This window comes from Secundilactobacillus yichangensis (assembly GCF_016861565.1).
GTDB lineage: Bacteria > Bacillota > Bacilli > Lactobacillales > Lactobacillaceae > Secundilactobacillus > Secundilactobacillus yichangensis.
This window is the reverse complement of record NZ_BOLK01000001.1, coordinates 156069-168072: the sequence shown is the minus strand read 5'-3', so window position 1 is coordinate 168072 and position 12004 is coordinate 156069. Positions and strand designations below refer to the sequence as shown.

Sequence of the window (12004 nt, the reverse complement as noted above, 5' to 3'; positions counted from 1 at the left end):
AACTTGGTGCCTTGATTACGATTTAGGAGGAGTGAGATTTTGAGCTTTAAAGATGATGTGAAGCAATTACGGATGCAAGCCAATCTGACTCAAGAAGAATTAGCTAACCGGCTACACGTGACGCGGCAAACAGTCTCAACTTGGGAAACTGGAAAAAACATGCCCAGTTTGGAAATCTTACATACGTTAAGTCAGCTGTTTGATATCTCACTTGAAAAACTACTGTTTAACGAGGAGATTACTATGGATAAAGTTAAGAACCAGCCTTTGGCTAACCAGATCGATCATGATGTGAAATTAAAGAAACGTTACCGGAATTGGACTTACACCTTAAGCGGGTTAATATTAATCGTTATTGTTAGTATGGGAATCTTAACGTGCGGCTATTACAAAGGGGTTGCCAATATTGATCGTGTCAATCCATTTTTGTCATATAAGGTCGGCTATACAAAATTACCTGACAATAAAAAAGTTGCAGGTTATTGGACATCATGGTTTACTGACAACACTATGGGGAATGAGTGGACGAAATTGACCTTAACTACCGGACTGAATCCTGGTCTCAAACATCCCTATGTGATGGCTTATCATAAGGGCAGTTACGTAAAAGAGGCTAGGATAATACCGCGTGCGGACATTAATCACCTGTATATCAGTAATCTAAATGCGTTGACGTCATTGCTGAATAACAAAGGTAACACTGCTACTAATAACCGTAATCTCAAGCAATTCAAAACGAAGATTCACATTTCTGACACTATTCAGCAAATACATGTCAACTCTTTTTGACATCACTAAACGACCAACGACAACCGAATTTGGCTGAAATAATTTCGGCTCTGCGCTACATTATGATTGAACAGGAGGTGATGACAACGGAAATTCAAAGGCAAATTAGACTTAACCGAGAAAGATTAGGACTAACACAGGATGAGCTTGCTGCAAAGTTGTATGTGTCGAGACAAACGATTTCTAACTGGGAGACTGGGCACAGTTACCCAGATATAGAAAATCTGCTGCGGTTAAGTGTTTTATTCAATGTTTCTCTGGATGATTTACTGAAAGGAGACGTGGCGGTGATGAAACGGGAATTAAGCTACGCACGCACCAGCAAGTGGGCCTGGTTAATGACTGTCATGCTAGGACTAAGTGCGTTGTCAATTGGACCGTCAATTAAGTTTTGGGGGTGGTGGGGTTTAGTGTTACCAGTTTTACTGGTGAATGTTTCTCTGTATGCTGGCATTAAAATCGAACGCTGGAAGGGGCAACATCAACTGAAAACCTACAGTGAGATTGTTGCCTTCGAGAAGGATAAAGTCATTGATGAAAATGAACGCCATCACAACGAATTTAAAGATCAACTTGTTTTGGCTGTCACCATACTGTTATTTATTGTAGGTGCTGGAGGACTGGCTCTGCTGGGATTCTGGTTAGCTAAGTAAAGCATTAACAAAGTCATATACGTCTGAAATACAAAGACAGCAGTTCTCCTCATCATGATCAGGAGAACTGCTGTCTTTGTTATGATTGCTTATTTACTAGGTGGTGTGGGTGCGACCCGCAACAAATCAATTGAAAGCATCGCGCTAATCACCCCAACCGTTAGTAATGAGCCAATCGGCCAAATGAATGCCAAAATGATGCCGAATACGTAGCCACCGTATAATAATAACCGTGCACTGAGCTGATTAGCGACATCCCGGACAATATTAGGATTATCCCTCATTATTGAGATATCCATTAATTGAAAGGTACCTGACCACAACAACAGAACGACGAGGTAGACAACTTCAGGTAAAGTATCCGCTACGTGCTGACCCACCCAAGCGGTTGAAAAGGGCACCAGGGTTAAAGCAAATAGCCACAGTCCGTTAAGTAAGAAGGTCCGAGTCGAAATAATTTGCGCCTTATTAAAAATATTGTGATGGGAATACCACACCACGTAAATCAGGGTAAAACTGAAAATATAGGCCAGTAAAATTGGCCAATCCGTACTAAGCGCCCGTAAGCTCACGCCTTCAGGTGGGCGAAGTTCCAGCACCATAATGGTGGCTGCAATGGCGATCACCGCATCGGTAAATGCCTCTAAACGTCCTTTGTTCATAAAAATTCCCCCGTTTAAATTAATTTAAACACAAAAGCATGGTGGGGACAAACCAATAAATGGATCGTACTCATCATGTTTAACTGTAGATAAGCTAGTTGAGCTAGGAAGTCTTTTAACGTAAAAGTTTTAAAAGTAATTAAGCATGCGGGATAGATAATAAGGAGAAACATGTATTATGATGACACGTTTTTACTGTTATAAGAAGCAATTTTTAGTTGAAAAAATCAAGTATAAGTATTATTATCGACTATAAGAGAAATATAATAAAAGAACAAGCGATTTTGGTATTTTACATTTTATCAATTTATCAGACGATAATTCGAGTATTGGTTTTGAAAACAAAAGGGATGAGATACGATGAAAAAGTATATAACAATTGGTTTAATTGCACTATTAACTATCTTCGTGATTTTGATTGGATTCTCTATATTTCATAAAGCTCGATCAGCTCAAGCTCATGATTATGTACTTGTATATAATGCCTCTGGAAAAAAGATTGAACGTATTTCAACAAAAAAAGATATCACGTATTTATCAAATCATATAGGCGATGTAAGTGGGAAGCAGAATGGATTTCACAAAAAAGCGCCTGATAATTCTCAGATTGCATATCATTATGCAATGTATCAAGTTAAGCCAAAATATAAGATAGATATGTATGTATACAAAAATAGCAACAGTTTATCTCTAAAAGGTTTACCGTTTATTTCTTACGGTACCTGGCGAACTGATGATCAGTTATCAAATAAGCTGCACAATCCTAGTGATTTTAATTAATAATCTTAAAATGAAAAAATTGAGTTCGCTTTTTAACGACTTAAAGTGAAACCACAAGCCTGCTTTTCTCCTAAAACACCTATATGATATACTACTGTTGTTATCAATAATTTAGGAGACGATATTTATCGATTTTAAGTCAAGCAAAGATAATTTTGCCAATCAATTTACGCATAAAGGTCTTGCTATAGTTCATACTCTTGCAATCATTCTTCTGTTGCTGGCAATATTAACTTACTTCTCTAGGACTACGCGGGGAGTTTCAAATGCATTAATGACAGTCAGCTTCTTCATATGGGAAGATTTATTTACTTCTCGGCTCTGTAAAACTAAGTTGCCTTTGTTGTTATGCATACTTATAGGCACGATACTGGCACTACTATTCATCTTGATTATCGAGATTGTCTTGCACTTGATAGTGGGCAATTAGTTAATCTCAAAAACCAGCATTTACCACGCCTATTCACATTAAACACAAAGTGGCGTATCGGTTGATGGTTTTGGCGGTAACAACTTAATTTTAGCGCAACAAACCAACTAAATACGGTGTAATGAGAAGTCAGGTATTTCACTACTGGTGAATGCTTGGCTTTTTATATCTGGATCGCGAGGGTTGTTTGATTTAACATAACTGAAAATTAGGCTGCAAGACATTCAAATTTTAAAAAGATAGAGGGGGCAAATCTTGAAGGATGCTTTGCGCTTCAGCATCGTCGAATTATGTAGATAGCACAATTTAGTATGCTTATTTGGAGGTTTAAGTTTCTTTAGAAGTAATCATAGATACGGTTACATTAAACTTAGGTGTCACAACCAGCAAAATATTATCCTTAATTCATTCAGATAGTATAATTTAAGCGAATTAACATAACAAAGAGGACATGACTAATATGAAAAAATGGTTAAAAATTTGTGCCGGTGCATTTGCGCTAACACTGGGAGTTACTGCTGGAGCTGGCTTAACGACGCAAACAGCAAATGCGAGTGCAGCCTATCGGACGATTCAGACGAAAACCTACTACGGTAATGTCTATCATGCTGTAAGTAAAACTAAATCCGTTTACATGTGGAATAGTACCCACACTAAGAAGTTGCATAATTTAAAGAATTACCCCAAGACAACTTGGTATGTGCAGAAGAGTGTTAAGCTGACCAATGGCAAAACAACAGCGGTTTATTACTATGTCCAAAATCATAATAAAACGGTTAGTGGCTACGTTTGGCATGGTTATTTAACTAAAGGTTTTAACTCAGCTTACCCTAATACCAAGCCGACTGCTCAAAGTCTCGCTCAGGATGCCGCTTTCACTCATCAGATTGCAACCCTGTTTCCACAAGCCTATGAGTCTACAGCTTTAAATACTTACGCCAAGAACGTCAATATCCATGATATTAATGCTTATCAGGCTACTGTTGGGATTCAGAAGGATCTCAATGTTAAAGATGTCTATATTCTAAATGTGAAAGGTGTAAGCCGACCAGCAACACTTTCAAAGATTAAGACTCAGTTTGGTAAAGACACTCAGGTTTGGAAGAATGATAAGCTTGTGACCTATAATGCCGCTGATCACTTAAATGATTTTAAGGGTGGTTATGTTGGATCATATATGCTTTCCAGCACCGGCGTTTATCTGACAATTATCTTAGCAAAGTAAGATTGAATGGTACTAAATGTGTGAGGCATTAGATTGCTAGCCCGGTGACATTATTCGCTATTTACCGGAAGAAAATGACAATTAACGTGCAAAAGTCGACAAAAGCCAGATTCCCTTTTCTAAAGAGACCTGGCTTTTGTCATTACATTGCAATATGAAGTATGATTCATATTTTGAACTATTTTTATAAAATATGAAGTATATTTCATATTTTATGGAAAATCCTAATAATATGAAGTATACTTCAAATTGAGGTGATACCATGATTGAACGACCGGAATATTTAGAACAGTTAATTAGGTTGAAAGATAACGATATGATTAAAGTGATCACCGGTGTCAGAAGGTCTGGCAAGTCTGTATTACTCATGTTGTATCGTGATTATTTGTTAGCCCAGGGAATTATAGACGAAAACATTATCTATTATAATTTTGAAAGTTTAGAAGTTCTCAATGTTAGGGACGCAGATCAGTTGAGAGATTTGCTAATGAGTAAATTAAAAAAAGGCGTCCATCAATATGTGATGTTAGATGAAATTCAAATGGTTGCGGAATGGCAACAGATCGTGAACGCTATTAGGGTGAGTTATGATTGTGATATTGTCATTACTGGCTCAAACGCCAAAATGCTGTCTGGTGAACTGGCTACTTTACTTAGCGGTAGGTATGTTGAAATTAGAATCTATCCGTTTTCGTTTAAAGAATATCTTGCTGCAATTGGTGTTGATAAGGACTCTAAGCAAGTTCCCAAGGCTTTTGACAACTTCGAACGATTTGGGGGGTTCCCAGCAGTGGTATTGAGTGGTCAAACAATAAAAGATACCATGCTTCAAGGAATATCAGATTCCATTATTTTGAACGATGTGGCCACACGAGCGAACATTCGAGATGTGGAAACTCTGAAAGCTCTAATCAGCTTTCTAACTGATAATATCGGCCAGCTTGTTAATCTGACGAAGATTGCAAACACCTTGAAGAGTGAAGGTATCAACACCAACGTTCATACGTTAGAAAATTATTTGACTGCACTTGAGAACGCGTTTCTATTCTACCGAGTTCGACAATATAATATTAGGGGCAGAGCGTACTTAAAGACCTCTGGCAAGTACTTTATAGTGGATCCTGGCTTGAGACGCATTGGCATCAGTAGGCGTCCCGGCAATTTTGCGGGGCAATTAGAAAATATTGTGTATATCGAACTGTTACGGCGTGGTTATGCTGTAGATGTGGGAAAGATTGATCAGCAAGAGATCGATTTTGTTGCGAGAAAAAGTGAAGATCTCAGATATATTCAAGTTACCTACGAATTACCGCAAAATACTCATGAGATAGATAACTTACTGAAAATTACTGATAACTACAAGAAAACGCTGATTACACAGCAATACTATCCTGATATTAAGATGATTGATGGGGTTGAGGTTGTTAATGTAATCGACTGGTTGTTAGAAGATGAGCGTTATTGAATCGGGTATGGACAAGCATAAAAGTATCTAGAATGGTGCAAAAACCAGACTTCCTTTTCTAATAGGGAAACCTGGTTTTTTTGAATTTCACATTGTTCTTAAGAAACCGGACTAAATTGAATTGTTAACCGTTGATTAGTTGCCTGGGCAATCTCAGATAATAGTTTAGTTGAGGCATTCATTGAGCCATTCTCAATTCTAGCAATAGTCGATTGAGGTTTACCAATTAGACTAGCAAAATCACGTTGACTCATCCCCATATTTTCTCGTAGCTCACGTACTTTAACCGCAACCTCTAAGTTAATATTTTCTTGCTCAACGAGTTTTGCAAACTCAGGATTGTTTTTGCTTCTTTCAGCAACATATTCATCAATTTTACTCATTGCTTATCCTCCTTATCAAAATACTGGCTTCGTCGATTTCGAGCAATCCGCTTTTCGCTTTCTGGGATTCTATATCCATATGATAGCCTATTTGCTATCAAGAAAACAAAATTTCTGCCTCCCGTTTCTTTTCCACAAGGGAGGGATCGAACAAACATACTTCACTAAAATAATACCGGAATTTTGTTTAGCCCTAAAATATAAAAGTATTCAAAATAGGGATAATAAAAGTGAATTTTTTTGTCTTTATTTTTACAAACAAAAGCACCTAAATCTCTTAAATTTGGGCTGTAGCTTTTAGTTGACAATTTGTTTACTCGAAGTGATAATGAACGATAAGTGGAAATGAGTGCGCCACGTTCCCCCGCGGGTGGGTTATCCTAGCGTTTGCTGCATGGGGCCGAATCCATGATTGCGCTCTTTTTTTGAAATGAAACGAGTGTGAATTCTTTGTCCAACGATCGTGAAATGAGATTAGAGCTAGCTTTCGAAGGAAAGCGTAATTCTAGAAAACTTATTTTAGGGTTAAGAAGGGTAGATCGAGAACCAACGCCAATAGTGTTTGCTCCGGTCACTTTCTTTGTGACCAAGAATAAGTATTTTGATTATGTCCATTCCCGACGAATTAAGATCACTGATTTTCAGTGGATAGATCAAAAAAGTAATCTGACCATCATGGTTAGGTTATTTTTTTTGATGATTAGCATGCCTATTAATTTGAGATTCCTTTTTAGTTTAGTAACATTTAGCGGTGAATATCGTTAAATTACAAATATTTCTCCAAAGCTTTTCTAGCACGTTTTGCATTGTACTTCCGGTGATTTAACTTCACTATTTTTCCTTGATCATCAAAGAATTGACCGGTAGTATGCTGATATTTATCCGCACTAGCAATGATCTCAGCAATTGGGACAGATTCATTGGTTAGGTTCTTAGTCCACGGCAATAAGTCAGACTTCACACCCCCTGGAAAGAGGGCATTAACTTTAATACCTTTAGGCTGTAACTCATCCGCTAATAGATTGACTAACAGCATTTTATGGGTCAAGAGCCATAAGCTACGGTCTAACATGTTTTTTTGACGTTCATAGATTGGGCCAATCTTGATTGCAAGTGGCATTCCCGTAATGATATAAATACGAGCATCATCGGACGCAGCAAGTTCATTTTCCAAATTGTGAGTCAGCCAGTAATGACTTCTGAGATTTAAGTTGATGTTACTGGTTTTAGTTTGTGGAATGTTTCCAGCACTGTTCACTAGTACGTCTAAATGATCATGTTGTTCTCTGAAAGCCGTGGCAACTGCTTGATTTTGTTGTGGATCAGTTAAATCACCAAGAAGATAGGACACGTTTTTATGATGCGTCATCATTTGAATTTCATTTACCGCAGCTTTTGCACGTTGTTCATTGCGACCAATAATGATGACAGTAGCCTTGTTAAACGCAAAGCTTTTAGCGATAGCTTTACCAACACCAGAAGTACCGCCAGAAATTAAAACAATTTTATTTTGAGTTAGCATAATAGAATTCCCCTTAATTGATTTGCACTTATGTTCAAATATGGACATCTGTGTAAATGATGATACAATGAGTTGAAACATCACAACAAGGGCTAATCGTTCGGTTTTGTCCAGTGTTGGACAGCCTGAAAAAATTGTCCAAGGGGGATATGTAAATGAAGCTAACGCAAAAACAAACAGCAACACGCAGTGCTCAACGAGTATTGCTGTCCTTTACGCAGGCAATGAAAACGTTACTCAGTAGAACCGCCTTCGAAAAAATTACAGTGAACGAACTATGCGACACAGCAGACTATCCACGTTCAACTTTCTATAATTATTTTGAAGATAAATACGACCTATTGGCGTATTGTTGGTCGTTGATAGTTGATGATATTGGGTTGAATGAAGTGAAAAATATGGATGAAAATCAAATTCTCATTGAATGCTTTGATCGCTTATATCGGTTAATCAACCAGAATAATGCTTATCTGCAAACGGTACTAAAACATAACTCTGATGGCTTCTTAAAAGGGAGTTTGCACGAATATATGGTGACTATTGCTCACGATATTTTCACGGATTCATTTGTCGATAAACATATCATTCCAGTTGATTTATTGATTGAGCATTGTTTTTCAACTATTATGATCGTTTTGGACTGGATTTTCGTCAAACACAATTCTGTAACCCTCAAGGTAGCACATCAATATTTAGCAATTCTCTATGGTATACAGGGTTTTAAAGCCAATTAATTTAGTGATGATTGTTAAACAACATCACCACAAAAATTATTATATTATCAAAAACGACACATGAAATCTTGTCCATACTGCAAAAGTTACCGCCGAAAGAGATGACATTTTGTCTAGCTCCTGAATGGAAAGAATCGCAAAAATATTCTAGATGAAATTAAGAAAAGCCAGGTTTCCTCAAAAAAGGAAATCTGGCTTTTACTTATCAATAATATTTTACTTATTATTATGCAACTGATTCAACGCCTCACGCTGTTGCGTATCAATAATATGGGTATAAAGCCCCGTAGCCGACGTTGAGCTTTGGCCCAACTGAGTGGCTACCAAATGCTCATTTTTAGTCTCCAGATACAATTTAGATGCTAGGGTATGCCGCAGCTTATGCGGCGTGATCCGCACATGGTTGAAGGCAGTTGAATACTTAGCCACTAACAACTCAACCGTCGCTGGTGTAATTCGGCGGGGCTCAGCAGAGCTCTTAGTAAGAAACAGTGCTGGTGTTGACGCAGTGGCGTGATAACGTGACTTACGGATGCGCACGTAGCTCGCAATATAGGGCAGCACCCATCGAGCAATTGGCACCGAATCCCACTTACCACCTTTACGTCTAACGGTTACATTGGCTGTTTTCAGACTGAGGTGACCAACATCCATGTTCGTCAGCTCAGAGACCCGAATACCCGTTCCCAGCATCAACGCGTTAATAGCCACATCCCGTTCCCGGTCACGCTGATAATAGCGCAGCCGTTTGGCATCCAGCTGCTGACCATACTCATCCTGGATGAAGTTCAAGTAGGCTTTATCCTGATCACCTAACATCAGCTGATCTTTAATGTGGCTTGCACGGGTGGCATAGGTTTCATTATCTTGTACCAAGGAAATCTTTTTCATCACGTTGCGGTAAAAATAGGGTTCGCCGTCACTATTTTCCGATTCTGCAGTTAGAAAACGGAACAGTGCTGATAGGGCGTTTAAGGACCGGTTAACTGTGCGGTGGGATAACGCGCCTTGCGGATGTTGAGAAGTTTGTTTACCGCGGTTTAACAAATACGATTTGTATAGCTCAACATCTTGTTTTTTCAGGTGTTCAAGCTCTTTTAAACCAATTTGTTTAACCGACTTAGCAGGGGACACGCCAGCTTCAATCAGCCATTCAAAGAACCGTTTAAATTCGTTTAGATACTGATACAAGGTGGCCGGTGATAAAGGCACAGCAGATTTAGCTAAATAGTAGTCACCAACGTAATCTGGCAGCTGGGCGACTAGTTTTTCATTGTGGGCAACATAGGTGGCTTGATCCACGTTACAATCCTCCTTTAAAGTTAAAGAACATACGTTCTAATTGTACCATGAATGCCATCAAGAATCACTTAGCACGGGAAAAGGTATAAACGAAAGACCAGTATGGGTACTTATGCTGATCGATTTCCAGCGGATAAGGGGCTAAGCGGTATGACATTGTCTTCGTAATCAGGACAGACTGTGACCGCTGCAAATCATTTCTGAGCTGAATTCGATACATGCCTTCTGGCAAAGTCCGTTTCAGTGTGAGGGCATTATACGTTCGCTTTAGTTCGTAATGCTGATGAGTCTGTTCGTTGATTAATACACCACTAAACTCAGCAGCTGGGTTCAAAGAAACGTCGAAGTGCCGTGCGGTGTGATTCAGCTTAACTTGCTGGCTCAACGTGTCATAGGGATGGATCTTAGTTTTTTTAGCGTCAAATTGCAGGGACAACTGACTCTGCTGTTCAGCAACATAATGGCCTCTAGCACTATAAAGCGTCGGCGCAGTCACAAATGCAGCTAAAGCCACTACTATGGCACCTAAAGTAAACCAGCCCTCTCGTTTCGTCCGCTGCCGGATTCGTCGTTCGGATTCAAGCGCCAAACTCGGAATGGAGCAGAGGATCCCCAGCAACGGAATCATAACCTGGCCATAACGGCTTTCGGTTTCCCATAAAAGGGTGTGAAAGGCAAGATAGCCTAAAGCAGTCAAAATAGTGAGCATAATCCGTGGATCATCCGTGGATTGAAAGCGTCTTTTCCACAATCTCAGGCAGCGGAAAAAGGTTTCAGCGTAGAGTAGGGTAAAACCGATTCGCATGACGATCATACCGATTGCTGAAAGCTGCAGTTCAAATTTCTGATAGAGCTTCGGCGCGGCAATAAAACCACCGGAATAGGCATTTGGCATAAAGGAAACGTTTAGCAGAATGCTGGCCTTCACAAACCAGCGCTTAATGATACCCCGGGGGCCTAATTGCTCCAGCCGCTCCGGTAAGGCCTTTTTCAAGTATTCTTGTTTAGCCTGCTTACCCTGAATCGAACTGAGAGTCTGAACATCGCTAAAACTATACCTGCCGGTAGTTCTGGGGTTATAGCTCATCCAAATCCAGTGTGCGGTTGGAAAGGCATACTCATTATTATTTTTGAAATGACCAGCTGACTTTAGCCCGGCAGCCGTTGGAACTGCTAAAACAAAGCCTAGAACAATAAGAATCAGCGGCATTTTGATCATTTTTAACTGCTGACGATTTTTAATCAGTAACCAGATACCGACTAGCGAGACAGCCACCAGTAAAACAATTAGGTTTGGTTTAACCACTTCGCCGACAATCACTGACAGCACTAAACCAATACCCGTCACGATTTTCTTAGTCCGATTAAACGACGACCAGCCAATTAAGACGTTAAATACGATTGCTAAACAAAGCAGTGTGGGCAAGTCGGAATAGAAAACCTGTAAGTAATAAGTATACGCAAACGGACTAACCAAAAAGAACATTGCTGCTAATAAAGCGGCACCGTACTGGTGGCTTAAACGCCGAACCGAACGTAAAATAGCAAAAATAAAGATATCAAGCAAAATAAAGGATAATAAATGGATGCCCCAGTAAGTATCCATATGAAGGAAGTTCATCAGTTTAAGCCAATAGCTCAGTAAAACAGTTAGTGAAACGTTGTTGGGGAACCGCCAAAAATATAGCGAATCGTTCCAGCTCAGGTTACCGTGGCTAAGCTGTTCAGCTTGGACAAGTACCCGGAATGGATCGTGGTAAACAGAGGTTGGTAGGAAACGAAGGACCAGTAACTGAACGATCATAATCGCAATAAAAATCAAGGTTATAATCCTTGTCACCGTTTTTTCGGATAACGATGCGTCCCATTTAAGGTAAAGCGGTTTTAAATACCAGATTGTTAAACAGCCAATCAAAACCAAACAGGTCGCTTTGATGTCGAAGGGCCGCAGCAGGTTTGAAATGATTCCGATGATCATCGCAAAGCCTAATATTAAAGCTAAAATCGATGTAATACTTACTTTCTTAATTCGCATGGTGTAGTGTACTCCTAATAATCA

The 12004-nt window shown here is 39.3% G+C and carries 11 protein-coding genes; 6 read left to right on the top strand and 5 right to left on the bottom strand.

The features are described 5' to 3' along the window. Nucleotides 1–39: 39 nt before the first annotated feature. Together JUE95_RS00750 and JUE95_RS00745 are read left to right on the top strand one after the other, a co-directional pair. Complete coding sequence (locus JUE95_RS00750; RefSeq protein WP_203648460.1) at nt 40–789, top strand: helix-turn-helix transcriptional regulator; 750 nt, start codon at nt 40–42, stop codon at nt 787–789. A gap of 80 nt (nt 790–869) precedes the next feature. Further along, complete coding sequence (locus tag JUE95_RS00745; RefSeq protein WP_203648458.1) at nt 870–1442, top strand: helix-turn-helix transcriptional regulator; 573 nt, start codon at nt 870–872, stop codon at nt 1440–1442. Nucleotides 1443–1531: 89 nt separating this feature from the next. On the opposite strand, the gene JUE95_RS00740 is transcribed toward JUE95_RS00745, so the two are convergent. Continuing rightward, nucleotides 1532–2104: a TMEM175 family protein gene (locus JUE95_RS00740; RefSeq protein ID WP_203648457.1), complete on the bottom strand. Its 573-nt coding sequence runs from the start codon at nt 2102–2104 to the stop codon at nt 1532–1534. 360 nt (nt 2105–2464) lie between these two features. Between JUE95_RS00740 and JUE95_RS00735 the strand changes: the two genes are divergently transcribed. The 3 genes from JUE95_RS00735 to JUE95_RS00725 all read left to right on the top strand — a co-directional run bounded on the left by JUE95_RS00735 (nt 2465) and on the right by JUE95_RS00725 (nt 6004). Beyond that, nucleotides 2465–2884: a hypothetical protein gene (locus JUE95_RS00735; RefSeq protein ID WP_203648455.1), complete on the top strand. Its 420-nt coding sequence runs from the start codon at nt 2465–2467 to the stop codon at nt 2882–2884. Nucleotides 2885–3774: 890 nt separating this feature from the next. Then, nucleotides 3775–4539, top strand: coding sequence for a hypothetical protein (locus tag JUE95_RS00730; RefSeq protein WP_203648454.1), 765 nt, complete (start codon nt 3775–3777; stop codon nt 4537–4539). A gap of 262 nt (nt 4540–4801) precedes the next feature. After that, nucleotides 4802–6004, top strand: a complete 1203-nt coding sequence (locus JUE95_RS00725; RefSeq protein ID WP_203648453.1) for an ATP-binding protein — start codon at nt 4802–4804, stop codon at nt 6002–6004. 98 nt (nt 6005–6102) lie between these two features. Here the strand turns inward: JUE95_RS00725 and JUE95_RS00720 are convergent, their stop codons facing one another. Both JUE95_RS00720 and JUE95_RS00715 read right to left on the bottom strand, forming a co-directional pair. Continuing rightward, nucleotides 6103–6387 carry a helix-turn-helix domain-containing protein gene (locus JUE95_RS00720; RefSeq protein WP_203648452.1) on the bottom strand — a complete coding sequence of 95 codons (285 nt, stop codon included), beginning with the start codon at nt 6385–6387 and terminating at the stop codon, nt 6103–6105. Between the two features lie 766 nt (nt 6388–7153). Then, nucleotides 7154–7909 carry an SDR family NAD(P)-dependent oxidoreductase gene (locus JUE95_RS00715; protein WP_203648451.1) on the bottom strand — a complete coding sequence of 252 codons (756 nt, stop codon included), beginning with the start codon at nt 7907–7909 and terminating at the stop codon, nt 7154–7156. A gap of 155 nt (nt 7910–8064) precedes the next feature. Between JUE95_RS00715 and JUE95_RS00710 the strand changes: the two genes are divergently transcribed. Next, on the top strand, nt 8065–8643 hold the full coding sequence (locus JUE95_RS00710) for a TetR/AcrR family transcriptional regulator (protein WP_203648450.1): 579 nt from the start codon (nt 8065–8067) through the stop codon (nt 8641–8643). A 216-nt stretch (nt 8644–8859) separates the two neighbouring features. On the opposite strand, the gene xerS is transcribed toward JUE95_RS00710, so the two are convergent. Both xerS and JUE95_RS00700 read right to left on the bottom strand, forming a co-directional pair. Then, nucleotides 8860–9945 carry a tyrosine recombinase XerS gene (xerS, locus tag JUE95_RS00705; protein ID WP_203648449.1) on the bottom strand — a complete coding sequence of 362 codons (1086 nt, stop codon included), beginning with the start codon at nt 9943–9945 and terminating at the stop codon, nt 8860–8862. A 64-nt stretch (nt 9946–10009) separates the two neighbouring features. Continuing rightward, entirely contained in the window at nt 10010–11980 is a 1971-nt protein-coding gene (locus tag JUE95_RS00700; protein WP_203648448.1) for a glycosyltransferase-like membrane protein, read from the bottom strand. Nucleotides 11981–12004: the final 24 nt, after the last annotated feature.

Coding starts and splice junctions, on each gene's coding strand:
- JUE95_RS00730 (WP_203648454.1), top strand. CDS start 3,775: ATGAAAAAATGGTTAAAAATTTGTGCCGGTGCATTTGCGCTAACACTG.
- JUE95_RS00745 (WP_203648458.1), top strand. CDS start 870: ATGACAACGGAAATTCAAAGGCAAATTAGACTTAACCGAGAAAGATTA.
- JUE95_RS00700 (WP_203648448.1), bottom strand. CDS start 11,980: ATGCGAATTAAGAAAGTAAGTATTACATCGATTTTAGCTTTAATATTA.
- JUE95_RS00725 (WP_203648453.1), top strand. CDS start 4,802: ATGATTGAACGACCGGAATATTTAGAACAGTTAATTAGGTTGAAAGAT.
- JUE95_RS00710 (WP_203648450.1), top strand. CDS start 8,065: ATGAAGCTAACGCAAAAACAAACAGCAACACGCAGTGCTCAACGAGTA.
- JUE95_RS00735 (WP_203648455.1), top strand. CDS start 2,465: ATGAAAAAGTATATAACAATTGGTTTAATTGCACTATTAACTATCTTC.
- JUE95_RS00740 (WP_203648457.1), bottom strand. CDS start 2,104: ATGAACAAAGGACGTTTAGAGGCATTTACCGATGCGGTGATCGCCATT.
- JUE95_RS00715 (WP_203648451.1), bottom strand. CDS start 7,909: ATGCTAACTCAAAATAAAATTGTTTTAATTTCTGGCGGTACTTCTGGT.
- JUE95_RS00720 (WP_203648452.1), bottom strand. CDS start 6,387: ATGAGTAAAATTGATGAATATGTTGCTGAAAGAAGCAAAAACAATCCT.